Origin of the sequence: Neisseria sp. HMSC03D10, from assembly GCF_001807625.1 — a bacterium.
GTDB classification, from domain to species: Bacteria; Pseudomonadota; Gammaproteobacteria; order Burkholderiales; family Neisseriaceae; genus Neisseria; species Neisseria mucosa.
Genome location: NZ_KV789486.1, coordinates 36,382 through 57,324, shown reverse-complemented (window position 1 = coordinate 57,324; position 20,943 = coordinate 36,382). Strand labels below are relative to the sequence as shown.

General features: G+C 51.7%; 19 protein-coding genes and 2 tRNA genes. 14 read left to right on the top strand and 7 right to left on the bottom strand.

The genetic code is table 11. The features are described from left to right. The first annotated feature begins 353 nt into the window (after positions 1–353). On the top strand, positions 354–932 hold the full coding sequence (mog, locus tag HMPREF3066_RS00825) for a molybdopterin adenylyltransferase (protein ID WP_070439840.1): 579 nt from the start codon (positions 354–356) through the stop codon (positions 930–932). Positions 933–1,539: 607 nt separating this feature from the next. Here mog and HMPREF3066_RS00820 read toward each other — a convergent pair. From HMPREF3066_RS00820 to rnhA, 4 genes are all read right to left on the bottom strand, one after another. Further along, a tRNA-Glu gene (locus tag HMPREF3066_RS00820) sits at positions 1,540–1,614 on the bottom strand. A 16-nt stretch (positions 1,615–1,630) separates the two neighbouring features. After that, positions 1,631–1,707: transfer RNA gene (locus HMPREF3066_RS00815), tRNA-Arg, on the bottom strand. Positions 1,708–1,839: 132 nt separating this feature from the next. After that, positions 1,840–3,192 (bottom strand): deoxyguanosinetriphosphate triphosphohydrolase, encoded by a 1,353-nt coding sequence (locus HMPREF3066_RS00810; protein ID WP_070439838.1) that lies wholly within the window; start codon positions 3,190–3,192, stop codon positions 1,840–1,842. 57 nt (positions 3,193–3,249) lie between these two features. Beyond that, positions 3,250–3,699 (bottom strand): ribonuclease HI, encoded by a 450-nt coding sequence (rnhA, locus tag HMPREF3066_RS00805; RefSeq protein WP_019269872.1) that lies wholly within the window; start codon positions 3,697–3,699, stop codon positions 3,250–3,252. Between the two features lie 132 nt (positions 3,700–3,831). Between rnhA and tehB the strand changes: the two genes are divergently transcribed. Beyond that, positions 3,832–4,689 carry an SAM-dependent methyltransferase TehB gene (gene tehB / locus HMPREF3066_RS00800; protein ID WP_070439836.1) on the top strand — a complete coding sequence of 286 codons (858 nt, stop codon included), beginning with the start codon at positions 3,832–3,834 and terminating at the stop codon, positions 4,687–4,689. 214 nt (positions 4,690–4,903) lie between these two features. On the opposite strand, the gene lolA is transcribed toward tehB, so the two are convergent. Further along, positions 4,904–5,527, bottom strand: coding sequence for an outer membrane lipoprotein periplasmic chaperone LolA (gene lolA / locus HMPREF3066_RS00795; RefSeq protein ID WP_003768722.1), 624 nt, complete (start codon positions 5,525–5,527; stop codon positions 4,904–4,906). 304 nt (positions 5,528–5,831) lie between these two features. Between lolA and HMPREF3066_RS00790 the strand changes: the two genes are divergently transcribed. The 3 genes from HMPREF3066_RS00790 to HMPREF3066_RS00780 are packed head-to-tail and all read left to right on the top strand — an operon-like array spanning position 5,832 to position 8,372. Then, positions 5,832–6,659 (top strand): ferritin-like domain-containing protein, encoded by an 828-nt coding sequence (locus HMPREF3066_RS00790; protein ID WP_070439834.1) that lies wholly within the window; start codon positions 5,832–5,834, stop codon positions 6,657–6,659. 45 nt (positions 6,660–6,704) lie between these two features. Next, positions 6,705–7,664: a cation diffusion facilitator family transporter gene (locus HMPREF3066_RS00785; protein ID WP_070439832.1), complete on the top strand. Its 960-nt coding sequence runs from the start codon at positions 6,705–6,707 to the stop codon at positions 7,662–7,664. Between the two features lie 60 nt (positions 7,665–7,724). Continuing rightward, entirely contained in the window at positions 7,725–8,372 is a 648-nt protein-coding gene (locus tag HMPREF3066_RS00780) for an HAD family hydrolase (protein WP_070439830.1), read from the top strand. A 67-nt stretch (positions 8,373–8,439) separates the two neighbouring features. Here the strand turns inward: HMPREF3066_RS00780 and HMPREF3066_RS00775 are convergent, their stop codons facing one another. Both HMPREF3066_RS00775 and tmk read right to left on the bottom strand, forming a co-directional pair. Next, entirely contained in the window at positions 8,440–9,720 is a 1,281-nt protein-coding gene (locus HMPREF3066_RS00775; protein ID WP_083286370.1) for a malic enzyme-like NAD(P)-binding protein, read from the bottom strand. A gap of 220 nt (positions 9,721–9,940) precedes the next feature. Next, positions 9,941–10,567 carry a dTMP kinase gene (tmk, locus tag HMPREF3066_RS00770; RefSeq protein ID WP_070439828.1) on the bottom strand — a complete coding sequence of 209 codons (627 nt, stop codon included), beginning with the start codon at positions 10,565–10,567 and terminating at the stop codon, positions 9,941–9,943. A gap of 432 nt (positions 10,568–10,999) precedes the next feature. Between tmk and HMPREF3066_RS00765 the strand changes: the two genes are divergently transcribed. The 9 genes from HMPREF3066_RS00765 to HMPREF3066_RS00725 all read left to right on the top strand — a co-directional run bounded on the left by HMPREF3066_RS00765 (position 11,000) and on the right by HMPREF3066_RS00725 (position 20,908). Further along, positions 11,000–11,641, top strand: coding sequence for a spore coat protein U domain-containing protein (locus HMPREF3066_RS00765; RefSeq protein WP_070439826.1), 642 nt, complete (start codon positions 11,000–11,002; stop codon positions 11,639–11,641). Positions 11,642–11,682: 41 nt separating this feature from the next. Next, on the top strand, positions 11,683–12,408 hold the full coding sequence (locus tag HMPREF3066_RS00760; protein ID WP_070439824.1) for a fimbrial biogenesis chaperone: 726 nt from the start codon (positions 11,683–11,685) through the stop codon (positions 12,406–12,408). Positions 12,409–12,445: 37 nt separating this feature from the next. After that, positions 12,446–14,863, top strand: a complete 2,418-nt coding sequence (locus HMPREF3066_RS00755; protein ID WP_070439823.1) for a fimbria/pilus outer membrane usher protein — start codon at positions 12,446–12,448, stop codon at positions 14,861–14,863. A 476-nt stretch (positions 14,864–15,339) separates the two neighbouring features. After that, the gene (locus HMPREF3066_RS13445) at positions 15,340–15,972 is read left to right on the top strand and encodes a Csu type fimbrial protein (protein ID WP_285045178.1); all 633 of its coding nucleotides are present in this window, start codon (positions 15,340–15,342) and stop codon (positions 15,970–15,972) included. A gap of 198 nt (positions 15,973–16,170) precedes the next feature. Further along, positions 16,171–17,049 carry an NAD(P)-dependent oxidoreductase gene (locus tag HMPREF3066_RS00745; RefSeq protein ID WP_070439820.1) on the top strand — a complete coding sequence of 293 codons (879 nt, stop codon included), beginning with the start codon at positions 16,171–16,173 and terminating at the stop codon, positions 17,047–17,049. 243 nt (positions 17,050–17,292) lie between these two features. Further along, positions 17,293–18,294, top strand: coding sequence for a TraB/GumN family protein (locus HMPREF3066_RS00740; RefSeq protein ID WP_070439818.1), 1,002 nt, complete (start codon positions 17,293–17,295; stop codon positions 18,292–18,294). A 113-nt stretch (positions 18,295–18,407) separates the two neighbouring features. Then, the gene (locus HMPREF3066_RS00735; protein ID WP_060975385.1) at positions 18,408–19,046 is read left to right on the top strand and encodes an alpha/beta hydrolase; all 639 of its coding nucleotides are present in this window, start codon (positions 18,408–18,410) and stop codon (positions 19,044–19,046) included. Between the two features lie 376 nt (positions 19,047–19,422). Then, complete coding sequence (locus HMPREF3066_RS00730; protein ID WP_060975386.1) at positions 19,423–20,235, top strand: hypothetical protein; 813 nt, start codon at positions 19,423–19,425, stop codon at positions 20,233–20,235. 241 nt (positions 20,236–20,476) lie between these two features. After that, the gene (locus HMPREF3066_RS00725; protein WP_016687139.1) at positions 20,477–20,908 is read left to right on the top strand and encodes an EamA family transporter; all 432 of its coding nucleotides are present in this window, start codon (positions 20,477–20,479) and stop codon (positions 20,906–20,908) included. Positions 20,909–20,943: the final 35 nt, after the last annotated feature.

Sequence of the window (20,943 nt, the reverse complement as noted above, 5' to 3'; positions counted from 1 at the left end):
CCTGCTACGAAGACTATGAACACGCTCTAAGAGGAAACTTTCAGACAGGCATTTTTTATTATCAAATTCTCCGTCAATAGGAAATAAAGCGGCTGAGGCAATTTATGCACAAGATTTCATTCATAGCTAACTACTTGTTGAGCAGAACAATAATGAGGAGATAATCAGAATATCATCCTATTTGAGATTGAGTACATTTATTGAGAAATGATTTTTATAGACAACTTCTCAAGCTAGCCTTTACCTGAAGATATGTATTTTAAGTCCTGCTATTTTGCACATTGCCAACACCCACAACAGATACAGCTAATCAGGTACAATGTAGTTTTCTATCTTTTGGGTCTGCTATTATCATGAACACACTCCCTACCATCACCATCGGCCTAATTTCCACCAGTGACCGCGCCAGCAGCGGCGTGTATGCCGATGAAGGAATTCCCGCACTCAAAAGCTGGCTTGACAAAGCCGTCCTCAATCCGATCCGTTATGTAGAAGCCCTTATTCCTGACGATCAAGACGAAATCAAAAGCGTGCTTATCCATATGGCAGATGAAGAGCATTGCGATGTGATTTTTACCACCGGCGGCACAGGACCTGCCCCTCGCGACATCACCCCCGAAGCCACGCAAGCCGTATTAGACAAAGAACTGCCCGGTTTTGGCGAACAAATGCGCCGTATCAGCCTGCATTATGTACCCACAGCCATTTTGTCACGCCAAACAGCAGGCATTCGTGGCAACAGCCTGATTGTGAATCTACCCGGCCGACCGAAAGCCATTGCTGAAACATTGGGCGGCGTACGTTCGGAAGATGGCAGCATCATCGTACCAGGCCTATTCGGCGCTATTCCTTATTGTGTGGATTTAATCGGCGGTGGCTTCATTGAAATCGATACTGCCATTTGCACCGCCTTCCGCCCCAAACAAAAATAAACTCCTTCTATATTCTTCTGACCGTCTATAGCTACTCCCGTTCTCTAACTGCTGAATTATACCTATGCGAAGATTGTAACAGCTCAAATCCTATTTGCAGGACAAATAAATTAAAAAACTATCAACATCAAGCTGTTGCAATAAACCATAATCAATACATATGTTCAAAGCCATATGTTTATATGAATAAACCCGTTTTAAAAATCCAAAATCATAAAGGTCATCTGAAAAAGAAAACTGAACCCTAACCCTTTTCATACGACCTCCAATTTTCACATTAGTGTTTTATGTATAGTGAAAATCTAATTCAGAGTCTGGTATGTTTGCAAAATTCCCTCAAATCTCCCTAAATACCTCGGCAAAAATTTAGGGAGATTTGAGGGAGCTTTGCAAACTTCTCCATCAGTTTTATTTAGAGACTAATATAAAACATGTTTCAAAATAATCCCCACAGTGACTGTCAGGATAAACTGAATTGGTACAACATTTGAAATATGCAGACAAATGCAGCTTTGTTAGCAAGAGCATAAAAAGCTGAAATCGCGGGCATAGCATTAAAAGATAAAAATAAACCCTTACTATTTTTTAGTAAGGGTTTATTGAAATTTGGCACGCCCACGGGGAATCGAACCCCGGTTACCGCCGTGAAAGGGCGATGTCCTAACCGCTAGACGATGGGCGCGGATGAATAAATTTTTTGGCGCACCCGGAGCGATTCGAACGCCCGACCCTCTGGTTCGTAGCCAGATACTCTATCCAACTGAGCTACGGGTGCATTTTCATCACTTCGCTTCTGCGCTGTGAATCAAGAAGACCGAATATTATAGAAACCCTTCCCTATTGTCCAGCCTTTAAATTCAATTTTTCCAGATAAAATATTAACATTTTGAAAATTAAAGAAATTAAATCACCTTAAAATCCCGGTTCCAGACAAGTCCTGAGCCATTTTGGCGGCGGCATTGTCTGTCATACCGCCGACGAAATCTAAAATTTTCATATATGCCTGATAAAGGCTGTCCGTTTCAAGTATGGGATTATGGTTTTTCAGAAGATCCAAGATTAAAGATTGGCGGACATCTAATTTCTGCTCAACCAGCAAGGCATGGGCAGCAGGGACAAACAAATCGAGTATCGACCCTAAGCACGGGAAAGTGGCAATTTCGGTCATCAGCTTGGTACGGTGGCGAAAGATGCGCGTGCGTGCGAGTTCTTTGGCTTTTTCCAAAGTGTTTTGGACTTCCGGGCTGCACAAGGAAATCAAGTCTTTTCCCTTAAATTCGCCGCTTAATAAATCGGATTGGTGTTTCATGAAGGTTTGCGCGGCATCTTCGATGGCTTTGCCTATGGCAATGCCGCGCAGCATGGCGCAACGTTGGCGGCTGGATTGGGCATGCCATGTGCTTTCTTCAAAAGTCAGCTCAGACAAGACGCTTTCGACTTCGGTATCGGTCAGCAACTCAAGCTCCACCGCATCTTCCAAATCCAGCAATGCGTAACAGATGTCGTCTGAAGCCTCCATCAGGTATGACAGCGGATGGCGCGCCCATTGGTCGCAGCCTGCTTCGAGCAATCCCAACTCTGCTGCAACTCGGCGGATAAACGGCAGCTCGGTTTGATAGATATTGAATTTGGAACGCCCGCGCGGACCTTGGCTTGTCCACGGATATTTTATCAATGCGCCGATTGATGCTGCACTCAAACGCATTCCGCCCGCATCGGGATACATTTCCAAATTGGCGACAATGCGCAGGCTGTGGGCATTGCCTTCGTAAGTTTGCACGTCGCTCAATTCGGCTTCACTCAGCGATGTCAGAAAGCGGAGATTTGTTTCCTTTCTGAACCAATGGCGCAATGCGTCCTCACCCGTATGCCCGAACGGAGGGTTACCCAAATCATGCGCCAAACAGGCGACTTGGACGACAGCGCCAATATCGCCCGGAGTATTGTTTTCGGGCAGGAATCCGCCGGTTTGCAACATGACGCCGACGCGGTTACCCAAACTGCGTCCGACGCTGGCGACTTCGACACTATGTGTCAGCCGGTTGTGTGTCAGGTCATGTTCGGCAAGCGGGTGGACTTGGGTTTTCCTGCCCAACCGCCTGAATGCGCCGGAAAACACGACTCTATCGTAATCAATGTGGAAATCGGTACGCAGGGCATCGATACCCTCTTGTGTGGACGGCGTCACCGTAGGGATAATTTCGCCGTTTTTTGCGCGGAAGCGTTGCGGGGAAAGCAGTTGGGACCAAGTCATTGCCATTGGGGTAATCCTGTTTGCGGTTGATTGAACATTTTTCAGGCGTTTTCAGACGACCTTTCAGGACGAGGGTTGAAGGAACCGTGCCGCTCCCTGGTTCGCCAATGCGTCCGCCTTTTCGTTTTCGGAATGCCCCGCGTGGCCTTTCACCCACGTCCACTGTAATTTGTGTTTATGCGACAAGGCATCGAGTTCTTTCCACAAATCGTCGTTTTTCACCGGTTTTTTGGCGGCGGTTTTCCAGCCGTTTTTCTTCCAGCCGTGTATCCAACCTTCCATACCGTTTTTGACGTATTGCGAGTCGGTACAAATCACGACGCGGCACGGGCGTTTGAGCGCTTTCAGCCCTTCTATGACAGCAGTCAGCTCCATTCGGTTATTAGTGGTTTCGGCCTCGCCGCCGCACAATTCTTTTTCATGATTTCGGTAGCGCATCAATACGCCCCAGCCCCCTGCCCCCGGATTGCCTTTGCAGGCTCCGTCTGTATAAAGGTAAACGGTATCGTCCATATATCGGTTTGTTTCGCAATTTGCACAATAAAGGCATTCATCTTATCACAAGGTTTGAATCCGCCAAGCGGCTTTGCCCCAAACAGGCATATAATATGCACCTTATCGCAAACAGATTAGAAGGAACCGACAATGGATGGACAAATGGCGCTTTTTTGTTATGAGGAACTGCCGGTTTGGCAGGCAGACGAGATTCCCGATGCGCTGCGGGCGGGTCATGCTTTTGACGAAGGGGAATGGGCTTGCCTGAACGTATTGCAAGGTCGTCTGAAATTGACGGAAGCTGATAATGCTTCTATCGAGCTGACTGCCGAAGACGGCGACCACATGATCGCGCCGCAGCAACAGTTTACGGTCGAGCCTTTGACGGACGACACGGAAATCAAACTCTCGCTTTATTGCGCGGCAAAAGATTATTTCAATAAGAAATACGGCATGAGCGCGACCCATTCGGCGGTAGTGGCGGCTGAAAATATCGTTCCTGCGGGCAAGGCTTTGGATATGGGCTGCGGTCAGGGGCGCAATGCGCTGTTTTTAGGTTTGAAAGGATTTGACGTAACCGCCGTGGACAACAATCCGCAGGCGGTGCAAAACGTCAACGAGTTGGCGCGCATCGAAGGCTTGGACGTGCGGGCGGTGGAATATGATTTGAATGCCGCCAACCTTCAAGATCATTTCGACTATATCGTGGCGACGGTTGTGTTTATGTTCCTGTATCCGCGTTTCGTGCCGCAAGTGATTGCCGATATGCAGGCGCATACCAACCCGGGCGGCTACAACCTGATCGTTTCGGCGATGGACACTGAAGACTTCCCTTGCCCTATGCCTTTCCCGTTTAAATTTAAAGAAGGCGAGTTGCGCGAATACTACCGCGGCTGGGAGATTGCCGAATACAAAGAGGAACTCGGCGCCATGCACGCGAAAGATGCGGCAGGCAACCCGATACAGTTTAAGTTTGTTACCATGTTGGCGAAAAAGCCTGAAGCGTAAACGAACGGGGTCGTCTGAAAGGTTTTCAGACGACCTTTTGGTATCCGCTTTGTTACGGCGCTTTGAACTTTTCCTACCAGCCATCCGACTGACAACATCAAAAGCCGGATTGTGTCAGATAAAGGCAGTTTCCACTCAGCCACGCATCACCGACAACTTCAAAAACAAAAAGGTCGTCTGAAACCTTTCAGACGACCTTTTTATGATCAAACCATCAGTTGCTCAACACATCCACGCCTTTGGGCGGGGTGAACTTGAATGCGCCGCGCGAGAGGTTGGGCTTGGTGTTCAAACCGCCGAAGCTGATGGAGGTTTGGTTGCCGAAGCTGTCTTTCAACTGCATGGCGGCGAGGTTGTCGCCTTTGAAACCGATGCGGATGTATTGGTAGCCGGCGTTGTTTTTCTTAGGCGTTGCCAAGACGTAGTCGATGCCGTTGGACGAGCCGTCTTCTTTGAGGGAGTAGCTGCTGTCAAGGGCGTTTTTGTTGGAAAGGATGGCGGCAGGGCTGTCGCCGATGGTTTGGTCTTGGGCGGACTTGGTCACTTGTGCCAAATCAACGTCATAGAGCCAAATGGTTTGACCGTCGCCTACGATGGTTTGTTTGTAGGGTTTGGTGTATTCCCATTTGAAGAGGCCCGGACGCAGGATTTTGAAAGTGCCGTGTGCGGTTTGGGTTTTCTTTTTGCCTTGGACGGTTTGGGTGAAGCTGCCGCTGATACCGTCGGCGTCGTTGTTGAATTTCTTGAGTGCATCCACTGCGCCTGCCTGTGCGAAACCGATGGTCGCGGTCAAGGCGGAAGCGGCGAGGAATTTAAACAGGTTGTGTTGTTTCATCATTATTTTTCCTTGTTGGAAGGGGTGTGGCGCCCAGTATCGATGTTACAAAATAACAATGCAAGCCGCTTATGGGCGGTTTACATTTTGCAAACAGTGTTTCCCGAAGGCTAATTTTTTGAAGCTGCGGGATTTTTTCCTGCGGAAAAGACAATCGGGTTTCACAATTCTTTAATGTATGCCGACTGCGCAAACTGTGGTATTTAATGGTTTTTGACGCACAACGCCAAATTGTAAAGATTATATTCCTTATATTGTTTTTTTTAAACGCTATAATGTTTGTTTTCCGAAAAACGGCGGACTTGGGATGAAACCTGATATTTATGCTTTGCTCGAACTTGCCCTGCTTTCAGACGACCCCGATGAAAAAGGACGGCTGACGGACGAGGCGTTTGCCGCTGTTCAAAATGTCGAAGTAGCGAAGGCAAACGCCGCGCCTCTGGACTTCCGCCACGCAGGACGGCCGTCTACGCCTGTTTTGGTTGCACCGGCGCAACTGACGCCGCGCAAGATGAACACGACCGAAGGCTATGCGGCGATGCTGCACGCGATTGCGCATATCGAGTTCAACGCCATCAATCTGGCTTTGGACGCGGCATACCGTTTCCGCACGCTGCCGTTTCAGTTTGTGCGCGACTGGGTGCAGGTGGCGAAGGAAGAGGTGTACCACTTCCGCCTGATGCGCGAAAGGCTGCGCGCTTTCGGCTTCGATTACGGCGATTTCGAGGCGCACAACCATTTGTGGGACATGGCGTATAAAACCGCCTACGACCCGCTGTTGCGCATGGCGTTGGTGCCGCGCGTATTGGAAGCGCGCGGGCTGGACGTTACGCCGGGGATACGCGCGAAGGTGGAACAGCGCGGCGATTCGGAAACCTGCGGCGTGTTGGACATCATTTACCGCGACGAAGTGGGCCATGTCGCCATCGGCAACCATTGGTATCAACACCTTTGCCGCGAACGCGGTTTGGAACCTGTCGCCCTGTTCCGCAGTCTGATTGCCCGTTACGATATGTTTATCTTCCGCGGCTATGTGAACATCGAAGCGCGCGAAAAAGCGGGCTTCAGCCGCTTCGAGCTGGATATGTTGGAAGATTTCGAGCAGGGTTTGAAACAAGGCAAAAAGGTCGTCTGAAAACCCTGAATCCGGATTTTCAGACGACCTCTGTTGAGGAACGTTATGTCTCACCATCACGAACACCATCATCACGCACACGCCCACACGCATACCGCCAACAAAAAAGTATTGCGCGTGTCGTTCGTCATCATCGCCGCCTTTATGCTGCTGGAGGCGTTCGGCGGCTGGCTGACCCACTCGCTCGCGCTGCTTTCCGACGCAGGGCATATGTTCAGCGACGCATTTTCCTTGGGCGTGGCGTTGTGGGCGTTCAAACTCGGCGAAAAAGAAACCACGCTGCAAAAGACCTTCGGCTACAAACGTTTCGAAATCCTCACCGCCATGTTCAACGGCTTGTCGCTGGTGGTCATCGCCGTGCTGATTTTCTACGAAGCCGTCAAACGCCTGCTTTATCCGCCCGAAATCGCCACGCTGGGAATGTTCGTTATCAGCATCATCGGGCTGCTAGTCAACATCGGCGTAGCGGTTTACATGCTGAAAAACAGCGACACCGAAGCCAACGTCAACATGCGCGGCGCGTATCTGCACGTTTTAAGCGACCTTCTCGGCTCGGTCGGCGCGATTGCCGCCGCCGTACTCATGATGGCGTTCGGCTGGAAATGGGCGGACCCGCTTGCCAGCGTGTTCGTTGCCGCGCTGGTCGGACGCAGCGGCTGGAGCCTGCTCAAACAAACGCTGCACATCCTCATGGAAGGTGCGCCCGAAAACATCCACACCGACGACCTGCTCGCCATCATCCGCAACACCGACGGCGTCAAATCCGTCCACGACTTACACGTTTGGACGATTACCAGCAATATCAACGTATTATCCTGCCACATCGTCGTAGACGGCAGGATGACCGTTGCCGAATCCGAACAAATCGCCTACCGCATCGAACACGAGTTGTCCCACAAAAACATCGGGCATTGCACCATCCAAATCGAAAGCGAACACCACCCGCATCCCGACAGCGTCTTGTGTGCCAACGAAACCGACAGCGCACACCATCACCACCACTAAACCCAAAGGTCGTCTGAAACCCTTTTCAGCCGACCCCATCGAAAAACCAAAGGAAAACACATGATACAAGCCGTATTGTTCGACCTCGACGGCACGCTCGCCGACACCGCCCTAGACCTCGGCGGCGCACTCAACACCCTGCTCGCCCGCCACAACCTGCCCGCAAAAAGCATGGACGAAATCCGCACCCAAGCCAGCCACGGCGCGGCAGGACTGCTCAAACTCGGCGCAGGCATCACCCCCGACCACCCCGACTACACCCAATGGCGCACCGAATACCTCGACGAATACGACAGCCGCTACGCCCAAGACACCGCCCTCTTTGACGGCGTGAACGAAATGATTGCCGAACTCGACAAACGTGGCATCAAATGGGGCATCATCACCAACAAACCCATGCGCTTTACCGACAAACTCGTCCCCAAACTCGGCTTCGCAATCCCGCCCGCCGTCGTCGTCAGCGGCGACACCTGCGGCGAATCCAAACCCAGCGTCAAACCCATGCTGTATGCGTGCGAACAAATCCACGCCGATCCGCAACACACGGTTTACGTCGGCGACGCCGAACGCGACATGCAGGCCGGACGCAACGCGGGCATGAAAACCGTACTTGCCGACTGGGGCTATATCGCCGCCGAAGACCAAACCGAAACATGGCCGTTCGACCACCGCATCGCATCGCCTTCGGCATTGCTAAAGATTCTGTAAAACGAAAAAAGGTCGTCTGAAAGTTTTCAGACGACCTTTTCTACATCACATTCAAATTAAAACCGGATTACAGTTTCCATTCGCTCAGTTTGGCAGCATAGGCTTCCAAGTCTGCAATCGGACGGGTTGCCACGCCGCTTTCCATCGCAGCTTTAGCGGCAGCCGAAGCAACACGCGGCAGCAGGCGGGAGTCGAACGGGGTCGGAATCAGGTATTCCGCACCGAATTCGAATTTCTTGCCGTAAGCGGCAACCACTTCTTCAGTTACCTCTTCCTTCGCCAAATCCGCCAAGGCATAGACGCAGGCGCGTTTCATTTCTTCATTGATGGTCGTCGCGCCGACGTCCAACGCGCCGCGGAAGATGAACGGGAAGCACAATACGTTGTTTACTTGGTTCGGGAAGTCGGAACGGCCGGTACCGATGACCACGTCCGGACGGGTTTCTTTTGCCAACGGCGGCAGGATTTCCGGATTCGGGTTTGCCATGGCGAACACGATAGGCTTGGCGTTCATGGTGTTCAGCATTTCAGGCGTCAGCAGGTTCGCGCCGGAGAGGCCCAAGAAGATGTCTTTGCCTTTGACGGCATCGGCAAGCACGCGTTGACCGTTGTCTTCAATGGCGTAGAACTGTTTGGACTCGTCCATGCGGTCTTTGTCTTCGCGGGTTTTGTAAATCACGCCTTTGGAGTCGCAAACGGTAACGTTTTCACGTTTCAGACCCAAATCGAGCAGTTGGTTCAAGCAGGCAATCGCAGCCGCACCCGCGCCGGAGCAAACCAAGGTCGCTTCTTCGATTTTACGGCCGGTATAGCGCAGGGCATTCAATACGGCGGCGGCGGTGATGATGGCGGTACCGTGTTGGTCGTCGTGGAATACGGGGATTTTGCAGCGTTTGCGCAATTCGCGTTCGATGTAGAAGCATTCTGGCGCTTTGATGTCTTCGAGGTTGATGCCACCGAAGGTCGGTTCCAACGCGGCGATGATTTCGACCAGTTTTTGCGGGTCTTTTTCATCGATTTCGATGTCGAATACGTCCACGCCGGCGAATTTTTTGAACAATACGCCTTTGCCTTCCATCACAGGTTTGCCCGCCAACGCGCCGATGTTGCCCAAGCCCAAAACGGCGGTACCGTTGGAAATCACGGCGACCAAGTTGCCTTTGGCGGTGTATTTGTACGCATTTTGCGGATCGGCATGGATTTCCATACAAGGAGCTGCGACGCCCGGCGAGTACGCCAAAGCCAAGTCTTTGGACGTGGCCAGCGATTTGGTGGGGGTAACGGAGACTTTACCCGGCACGGGGAATTCGTGAAATTTCAGTGCGGCTTCTTTTAATGAGTTTTCCATTTTTCGATCCTGTTGCGAGAGAGATGTTGAAACGAGGTCGTCTGAAACGTTGGTTTCGGGACATTTGGCATTACAAAGGGTTTATTTATTAACAAATAAACCTATTTTGTAATAGCGTGTAATTTTACCATGTTCCCAATGCGGCGCATACCGCTATTTTCATCTGAAACAAACAACCTCAAAGCAAAAACGTATCCTTTCAGACGACCTTCATTCGGTTTTAAACATCCATACCGAAACTGCGCGCCAACGCATGTTCGATATCCGCCCTTACCTCTTCCAAACTCCGGTTGCCGTCAATGATCGCATAGCGCTCGGGATGCGCGGCGGCACGTTCAAGATAAACAGCACGCACGCGGGTGAAAAAATCCGCCTGCTCCTGCTCGAAACGGTCTTTCTCACGCGTCTGCCCGATACGCGCCATCGACACTTCCAGCGGCACGTCCAGCAGCAACGTCAAATCAGGACCAAATTCGCCCTGCACCCATTTTTCCAGCATTTCAATATCTTGCAGGGGTACGCCGCGCCCGCCGCCCTGATACGCAAAAGTCGCATCGGTAAAACGGTCGGAAACGACATGAACGCCGTCTGCCAAAGCAGGCAGGATAACGTCTTCAAGATGCTGCTGCCGCGCGGCAAACATCATCAAAGTCTCCGCGCGCAATCCCGCCTTGGTTTCAGGGTTCAACAAAATTTCGCGCAAAGCTTCTCCGACAGGCGTACCGCCCGGCTCGCGGGTGAACAATACGGGAAGATTATGGGATTCGAACCATTGGCGGATGACGGCAAGATTGGTCGATTTGCCAGCACCGTCTATGCCATCCAGAGTGATAAATTTGGGTTTCATAAGGTCAATTTTATTGAGAGAACGAATGTTCAAAAGGTCGTCTGAAAGCGGGATTATAAATGCTTTCAGACGACCTTGCCTTTCAATGCGGCGTTTCCCGCATACAATTCCGACATTTCCGGGTTTTCAAATCATTGCGATTTTAAAACCCCGCAAACCTTGAATACTGCCTTCAGACGACCTTTTATCTTTTTAATCAACCGACCAAGCCTTTCACTTTGCAAAAAAACAACAAAAAATAATACAAAAATTTACAAAAAACACAGGAACTTATAAAATAAAAAACAATAACGATTGCAACAATAATCACAAATCATAATAATGTCATATATACCGTTTAGGCACAAAAGCCTACTGTATAAGCATTACACAGAAAATATTACGGAGACTGTGTCAATACACATCTAAACTCACATATAAGGATAAATTCCGATGAAAACCCGTTTTACTTTAACTTCTCTGGCTCTGGCTTCTCTCATGATGATGGGCAATACTGCAATGGCTGAAACTAAAGATGGCTATTTCAACGTACACCTGAAATTGACCGGCACTTGCGAAGTTCTAACAACAAACAGCGCATTGAACAGTACAAAAATTACTACTGAAGGTCCAAGTTTAGCTGGTGCAGACATTGATTTTGACACACATGTCGCATCATCAAACTCAACTGCTATTTCCCAAAAAAACGTTGGCGGTATGGCTACTGGTCTGAATATCCGTTGCAGTAAAAACACACTTTTCACAGTAGGTTTGGAACCTCAAAACGTACCAAGCAACAATGGTGAAGGCACAATGTGGGGCATCTCTCGCACATCAAAACAAAATAATGACACCATCAGCTATCAACTTCAAAAACCTGTCGTAAGCGGTTCAGGCATAAATGAAACAGTCCAAGAAACCAACAGCAACAATCCTTGGGGCAATTCAGGTGCCGACCTTCTTTCATTGACAGGACAGGGTTTAAGTGATGCCCAAGCAGTCAAACTCCCTGTATTTGCAACTGTCAAAGCAGGTGAATTAAACAAATTTATCGATACCTACCAAGACCAAGTCAAAGTAACCCTGTCCTACTAATCCGGTTTACTCCCTCAAAACAAAACAACTAAAAAATACTCATGCAAAAAGCAATCAGCACACTTGTCGGTATGCTGACGGCGGCAGCGGTTTTACAGAGCCATGCCACCGGCTTGCAAGTCAGTCCGACATCTTTGTCCCTGCCCGCCAAACAGCGGGCGGGTATTTTTACTTTGGGAAATAAGGGTACAGAGCCGTTGACGGCGCAGGTACGCGTATTCCGCTGGGCGCAGGACGCAAACGGTGGCGAGATACTCGAACCCACCGATGCCGTCATTGCCAGCCCGCCCATGGTCAAACTGGAAGCGGGTGCGCAGCAGCAGTTCCGCGTGATGCGCGTCAAACCGTCCGACAAACAGACTGAAGAAGCCTACCGCCTGATTGTGGACGAGCTGCCTGCTCCCGATGCGAAACCACGAAAAGGCATTCAGTTGGTGATGCGCTATTCGCTGCCGCTGTTTGTCAACGTTCAAAACAATGCCGAACCGAAGCTGCAATGGCGCGCGGAAAAAGCCGCGAACGGCAAAGCGGTTTTGGTTGCCGAAAACACGGGCAATGCCCATGCGCAACTGAGCAATATTACTTTTCAGACGACCTCTGCCAAAGACGCATTGACGCTGGCAAGCGGTCTGGCGGGCTATGTCCTGCCGGGCAACACTTGGAAACGCGAATTGGAAGTTTCCCCCGCCTCTCTGAACACAGGTCGTCTGAATGCCACGGTAAACGGTATGCCGATCCAAACGGAGGTAAGGTTTGCCGCCCCATGACCTAAGGACACGGCTTACGCGGCTGAGTTCCGCGTTGATGCTGTGTTTCTACGCCCTGCCCTCTCCTGCTCAAGACATCCTGATGCAGGCGGCGCCTGCTGCCTACGAGCAGGCATGGCTGACCGTTTACCCGCAGGTCAAAGTCAACGGCAGCATACGCGACGGCATCGAACCCTTCATGTCGCGTAACGGCGTGCTGTATGCGCGTCCCGAATCCCTGCGCGCCTACGGCATTGCCCTGCCCGACGCAGAAGCTGCCGAAGCAGGCAAAAACGGTGTCGTGCCTGAAATTCAGGACGGCGCGTCCACACCCGGCGCGGGCGTATGGTTCGAACTCTCCGCCATCCCCGGCTTGCAGGCGAAATACGATGCCGCCGCGCAAACCCTTGATCTCACCGCCCCCCTCGAATGGCAGCCCGACCTGAAAACCGCCCGAATCGGCGCATTGCAGGAAAACCGCTACGCCATCGCCAAACCCGGCTTTGCCGCCGTTCTGAACTATGACGCCAATATCTCGCGCAACCGCTCCGGCAACGGCACGCAGGGCGTTTTCGGCGAAATGCGCCTGAGCACGCCTTGGGGCTATCTGAACCACACCCAATTTGCCAACCGTAGCCGCAACAAAGAAAGCGGCTCCCGCGGCAACACCGCCCGCCTGGATACCTACTGGCGCACCGTCTGGCCCGAACAAGGCATATCACTGACCGTGGGCGATACCCTGACCGGACAAATCGGCTCATGGGGAGGCACACGCATCGGCGGCATTAAAATCTCCCGCACTTACAACACCCGCCCGTGGAAACAAACCGCCCCGCTGCGCTCCTACCTAGGCAAAAGCACCCTGCCCGGCACGGTCGATCTCTACCTCGACGGCGTCAAACAAATGAGTCGCGACATCGAAGCGGGCGAATACGAACTCATCCTGCCGCCGTCCATCAGCGGCCGCAGCAACGCCCAAGTCGTCGCCACCGACGTACTGGGGCGCACCGTCGTCGTCGATATGCCGCTTTACGGCGGCAGCGGACTTTTGGCAAAAGGCTTGAACGAATGGTTGTTTGAAGCAGGCTACGTCCGCCGCGATTACGGCATCCGTTCCGCCAAATACCAATCCGACCCCGCCGCCTCCGGCACGCTGCGTTACGGCGTCAGCAATACCCTGACCGCCCAAATCCACGGCGAAGCCGCACGCGGCTACCGTCAGGCGGGCATTGCCGCCGATACCGTATTGGGTTCGCTCGGACAACTCAATCTTAATTATGCCGAAAGCCGCTTTGCGGGCAAGACAGGACGACGCGGCAGCGCGTTTTTCAGCACCCAATGGGACAGGCTCTCCTTCAGCGCGGGCGCAAGCCGTACCAACGGGCAATTTGCCGAACTGGGCGACACTGCATACGGCGCAGACTTTTTCAAAGCCACCCGCCACCCCGCCACATCCGCATCTGCATCCACAGGCTGGAGCAGCGACAAACTCGGCTCATTCAGCCTATCCTACGTCCATTCCCACACCGAAGGCAGTCCTACCGACGGCGTAGGCTCGTTCGGCTGGAGCCGCAGCTTCAAAAACCGCACCTCGCTCTACGCCGGCGCCAATAAAAACTTCCGCAACAGGCGCGAACTGAGTTTCCACGCAGGCCTCTCCGTCAGCTTCGACAACGGCTATTCGACCTCCGCAGGCATCAGCAGAAACAAACACAACAACAGCTATCAGGCAACCCTGAACAAAACCAGCAGCGGCATGGGCAGCACCAGCTGGGGCATAGGCTGGCAGCAAAACGACAATACAAACGGCAGCCGCAGCAATACCTTCAACGGCAACATCCGCCATCAAAACACCTACGGCGACGGCTGGGCAAACGTTTACAGCCAAAGCGGCAACAGCAACTGGAACGCAGGCTGGAGGGGCGGCCTCGTCCTCATGGGCGGCAGCCTCTTCGCCACCCGCCAAGTCAACGACAGTTTCGCCGTCGTCAGCACCGGCGATATGGCGGACGTCCCCATCCGCGCAGGCGGTATGCCCGTAGGCAAAACCAACCGCAAAGGGTTGGCACTGATCCCCAGCCTCTCCGCCTACCAAAAAAACACCGTCAGCGTCGATATTGCCGAGTTGCCGCTGGACGTCCAGCTTGAACACACCGTCGCCGAAATCGCCCCGCCCGAACGCTCGGGCATGCGCGTCGAATTCAAAATCCAGCATACCCGCGCCGCCACCATGACGCTGAAAGACGCACAAAACCAATTACTCCCGAGCGGCGGCAGCATTACTGCCGAAGACGGCACACCGGCAGCCGTAACCGGCTTCGACGGCAAAACATATATTGAAAACATGAAAGAAGGCAGAAACCGCTTCACCGTTATCCTCCCCGAAAACGGCGGCACTTGCACATTTGAGACGAACTACCCTGAAACACACAATCCGGATTCCATCCCGGAACTGGGAGACATCATATGCAGATAAATATAAAGAAAGGTCCTCTGAAAACCGCAAACCGTCTTTTCCGACAAATGACATTGCCTGCCGTATTCGGACTGCTGTCCCTGTCCGCAGGGCAAGCTTGGGCAAACAGCGGTGTAGCCGGCAGGTTTGTACAATGCACAGCGACGGTACAAGGCAACGGAACTTTCAAAGGTCATCCTGCCTTAGTATTCGGAAGTCAAAGCAATGGGATCAACCTTCTAAACAACAACCAGCCGGAAGATATTCAAGCCACCATCCACTACCAATGCACCAATAATGACATCTATACTGTAAAAGTACGCTTGTGCTTCAATATTGACGGAGGGAGAGGGTTTACAAACATATATACCCCCCGGAGAATAGTTCATAGCAGAAATAACGCCCAAACACTGCAACTATCCTTACTTAAACCCGATAATACCAACTGGGGAACGGGTAACACGCCAAACTCCCCCAGCAGTGTCGGAACAGGTGTCATGCGTATCGGGCTAAAGGGCACCTTTACTGGCAGTATCCCCATCAGAGCTAGATTAGTCAGCGGGCAAAGCAACACCATCCCCACTACGGCTTCGGATTATTACATTGCAGACTTTACCGGCAACTCCACCGTATTAAACTGGAAGGCAGAACGTTATGGTACTCCTGACCCTTCAGATTGCGGAAACGACTTGAATACAGGACAACGCTTCCCTTTTGTCGTCCAAGCCCATGTTGCACCCGTCTGCGAATTCATCTCCGCCGACGACATCGACTTCGGCACACACACCGCGGGCAGCACCAACCTGAAACAGTCGGGCAACCTTACCGTCCGCTGCACCAACGGCACGCCCTACACCGTCGGTCTGATTCCTTCCAACGGTAATCAGGAAGGCAGCGGCGAGATGAAATCCACCAACCCAGCCAATACTGACAAAGTCCCCTACCGCCTCAAAAAGGGTACCCATACAAACGCCCACCTATGGGGCAACAATCCTTCGGGATCAGGCAGCGCATTGAAATCTACCGGCGACGGCAACAGCCAAATTCACACCATCTCGGCAGAAGTAAAAAACACCGACTACACCCCGGGCGAATATAAAGACAAGGTAACCGTCGATATCCGATACTGATCCGAAAGGTCGTCTGAAAAGAAAAAACAGCATAGTTATAGAAAACACCAATCCGCCGCTATTCCTGTTTGCAAAGGAATAGCGGCGGATGTTCTCATTTGGACTCCGCCAAAAAGGTCGTCTGAAAACCTTCAAAACTTTTCAGACAACCTTCAAACCGATATGATGGCAAATCAAACCCACAAAGGAGCAAATACCATGTCAAATAAAGAATACACACAAATCGGCTGGATCGGCCTGGGCCAGATGGGCAACCCGATGGTAACGCGCCTGCTCGATGCGGGCATCGAAGTCGGCGTTTACAACCGCTCGCCCGATAAAACCGCCGACCTGCAAACCAAAGGCGCAAAAGTTTACCCCAGCCGCGCCGAACTTATCCGCGCGTATCCCGTTATTTTCCTGATGGTTTCCGACTACGCCGCCATCCTCGACATCCTCGACGAAGACACCCGCAAAGAGCTTGACGGCAAAATCATCGTCAACATGAGCACCATCGCCCCGTCCGAAAACCTCGCTGTCAAAGCCATCGTCGAAGCGGCGGGCGGAGAGTTTGCCGAAGCCCCCGTCTCCGGCTCGGTTGTCCCCGCCACCAACGGCACGCTGCTGATTCTCTTCGGCGGCGAAGAAAATGTTTTAAATCCGCTGCAAAAAGTGTTTGGCATCCTCGGCAAAAAAACCTTCCACTTCGGTAACGTCGGCAAAGGCTCCGGCGCGAAACTCGTGCTCAATTCGCTCTTGGGCATTTTCGGCGAGGCATACAGCGAAGCCATGCTGATGGCGCGTCAATTCGGCATCGATACCGACACCATCATCGAAGCCGTCGGCGGCTCTGCCATGGATTCGCCCATGTTCCAAACCAAAAAATCCCTGTGGGCAAACCGCGAATTCCCGCCCGCCTTCGCCCTCAAACACGCCTCCAAAGACCTCAATCTCGCCGTCAACGAATTGAAACAGGCAGGCAATTTGCTGCCCGCCGTTGAAACCGTTGCCGAGAGCTACCGTCAAGCCGTCGCAGCAGGTTACGGCGAACAAGACGTTGCCGGCGTTTACCTGAAACTGGCGGAACATCAGAAATAGAGTGGCCGAATCCGGCAGATAAAGGTCGTCTGAAACCCATATCCCTTTTCAGACGACCTTGCTTGTCAGATTAGCGTATTGCAACCATTCAAATAGTGGATTAAATTTAAATCAGGACAAGGCGATGAAGCCTCAGACATTACAAATAGTACGGCCAAGGCGAGGCAACGCCGTACTGGTTTAAAGTTAATCCACTATACATTGCACATCATCCCGTTGCCCGTATCTTTCAGAGGAAATTTCATGCGCCCATTCCTTTCCCTCCTTGCCGCAGGCTTTACCCTCCTTACCCTGACCGCCTGCCAACTCGAGGCAGAACATACTGCTTCCGATGAAAAAATCAAAACCGCTTCCGCTGCGTCTGTCGACTGGTCGGTACCGCAACTGTCCAGCAACGTTTGGAAAATCAGTAAGGCAGGACAGCCCGACTCTTACCTTGTCGGCACCATCCACATCGGCAAAAAAGAAGCCGTCCTATCGAAAGAAGCCGAAAACCTGCTTGCCTCCGTCGAACAACTGACCACGGAAACCGACGTATTGCCGGAAGAAAATCCGGAAACGCAACAACAATACCAACAGTTTTTCAACCAAGCCACCGACACCAAATCCCTGAAAGCCAAGCTCGGCGATAAGACTTTCCAAGCCCTGCAAGAGGCCTTCCGCATAAATCCCGAAACCGCTCCCTTGGCGGAAGCTGTTGACGGTATGAAGCCTTGGGCGGCATTCCTATTTGCCCAAAGCGTTTACCCCGCCGAATACAGCTCCACGACAGGCGTGGATATGCTGCTTTCCAAGGCAGCCCAAAAAGCAGGCAAGCCGCGCCGCTTCCTCGAAACCATGCCTCAATTAGCGGAAAGTTTTTCCGCCTTTCCCGAAGAAACCATCATCCGTATTTTGAAAACAACAACGGACGACAACCAAGACTTTCTCGAACAAACCCATGAAATGTACGGTCTTTACGAAAGCGGCAACTTTGACGGTTTCGCCGATAGCCATAAAAAATACGAACAGCAATCCCTGAAAAAATACCCCGAAATTGCCCCTTTGATGCTGAACTGGTTTCAAAACGACTTATTAGTCGGCCGCAATTTGAAATGGCTGCCTGAAATCAAAGCCCAATCTGCCGAAAAAAGTACGCTGTTCGCCGTCGGCATCATGCACCTGATGTCCGAACAAGGGTTGATCGAATTACTGCGCAAAGACGGTTATGAAGTAACGCCCATGCCCAAAGTATTGATGTGGTAACACAAATCACACAACAAAAGGTCGTCTGAAACCCGAATCCTCAGTTTTCAGACGACCTCTTGCAGGCAATACATATTCCCATACCCAAACACCACTACCCAAGGAAATCTCCCGTGCAAAAACCCGACATCATCCAAATCGTAGGCCCCGCAGGGCTGCTCGAAACCATCTACCTTCCAGCCGCGCAAACTCCTGCACGCGGCGTGGCAGTCATCAACCATCCCAATCCGTTGCAAGGCGGCACAAACACCAACAAAGTCATTCAAACCGCCGCCAAAGCCTTATCTCAGCTCGGTTTTCACTGTTACCTGCCCAACCTGCGCGGCGTGGGTAACAGCGAAGGTGTTCACGACTATGGACGCGGCGAAACGCAAGATTGCATCGCCGTCATCGACTACGCCCGCGCGCAACATCCCGAAGCCGAAAAGTTCGCATTGTCGGGCTTCTCCTTCGGCGGCTATGTCGCCACCTTCGCCGCCCAAGAGCGCGAGCCGGATTTACTGCTGCTCATCGGCGCGGCAGTACACCACTACACCGACCGCCCCGAGCCTGCCTCCGTCCCCGATGTATCGAAAACCCTGATGATTCATGGCGCGGAGGACGAAGTCGTTGAAATCAGCAAGGCTTGGACATGGGCGGAACCGCAAGGTTTGCCCGTCATCACCATCGCCGGCTCATCCCACTTCTTCCACGGCAAACTCATCGTCCTGCGCGATACCATCGCCCGATTCGTGCCGTCGGTTTTGGGTTAAGCAGATAACATAAAAAGGTCGTCTGAAAACCTAAATCCGTTTTCAGACGACCTGAGACCTTTGCAATAACATAGGTTACTAAAATTTTATGCTCAATCTCATTTTCAAAATTCAAAACCTTTCTGATTTTTCCTACTTTTTGCTCAATATTAGGAAGGTTTTAGTCAATTGAAAATTTTTTTGGCGCATTTTTATGCGTCAAATTTCGTTAACAGACTATTTTTGCAAAGGTCTCGACCTTTTTATTCAACTTTTTTGCTGCCACACCACATCCCTCACGTTTTGTACCATGAAACTCTATGTTGTCGGTCATATTCATATATAATACCGACCTTCAAAAATAATTCCCTCAATAATTACATTACGGAAATAACAAATGGAAAATACCCAAACTCCCTCCCGTTGGCGTTTTGCCCTCAAAAACGCGGGCTGGCATCTTGTCGTCAGCCTGATTCTTGCAGGCCTCGCGGCACTTTTGGTCTTCGCCGTCTGGTATCCCTATCCCTATTCAGAACTGACGGGCGGATTGAATTTGTACACTCTCGTCGTCTCGGTCGATATTGTCTGCGGCCCCCTTCTAACACTGATTCTCGCCAGCCCTAAGAAAAAACTGCGCGAACGCATTACTGATTTTTCTTTGGTCGGTATCATCCAGCTCGCCGCGCTGGTTTACGGCTTGCACAGCGTTTCCTTAGCGCGCCCTGTCGTTGCAGCCTTTGAAAAAGACCGTATCAACATTGTTACCGCCGCTGAAATCGATGAGGCGGATTTAGCCAAAGCTCCTGAAGAAATGCGTCAACTGCCGTGGTTCGGCATCGAACGCGTCAGCCTGCGCGATCCCGCAACCGTCGAAGAAGCCAACGAAAACCTCAGCCTTTCGCTTAAAGGCATAGAACCCAGTATGCGCCCAAATTGGTGGCAGCCCGACAGTCCTGCCGAACGTGCGAAAATCCGCAATGCGATGAAACCTTTGGCAGAACTTGCCATCGCCCGAAACATGAGCGAAGCGGACATCCTCAAAGCCACCTCCGTCAAACAAGCCGACAAACCTCTGTTTTTCCTGCCGCTTACCAGCGGGAAAATCAAAAACTGGATTGTCGTCATGGATGAAAACGCCGACTTCCTCGGCTATGCGCCGATTGACGGCTTTATCGACAAAAAGCCCGAATTTAAAGAAAAAGTTATCTGATAGACAATTAGGTCGTCTGAAAATAGATTCCGCCCAATACCGCCGATAAAATTTCAGATAATCTCTCACCGTCAAAATGGTCGAACCCGAAGTCAGGGATTCGGCCTTTTCCGTTTAAAGCAATCCTATCCGGTGGTATGATGGGAAACATTCGCATCATCGGATGGATATAATATGGGGACGTCAAATAGTATCTCTCCCATCCCCCATAAGATCGGATTTTGATTCAGAAAGGAAAAACATGAGCGGCAACGCATGGCTTTTTTGGGCATTGGCTTCCGCAGGTTTCGCTTCGTTAACGGCGATTTTCGCCAAAATGGGTTTGCAGGGCATCGATTCAGATTTTGCCACCTTCATCCGCACGCTGGTCATCCTTGCCGCGCTGGTCTTGTTCCTGACCTATACCGGCAAATGGCAGGGTGTGAACGGGTTTACAGGAAGAAATTGGACTTTCCTGATTCTCTCCGGCCTCGCCACCGGCGCATCTTGGCTCGCCTACTTCAAAGCCCTGCAACTGGGCAACGCTTCGCAAGTCGCCCCCGTCGATAAATTCAGCTTGGTATTGGTTGCGCTGATGGCGGTGGTCTTTTTGGACGAACGCCCCAGCACTCAGGAATGGATTGGGCTGGGGCTGGTTACGGCGGGCGTATTGACATTGGCTTTGAAACGCTAGAAATATAGTGGCTTAACTTTAAACCAGTACGGCGT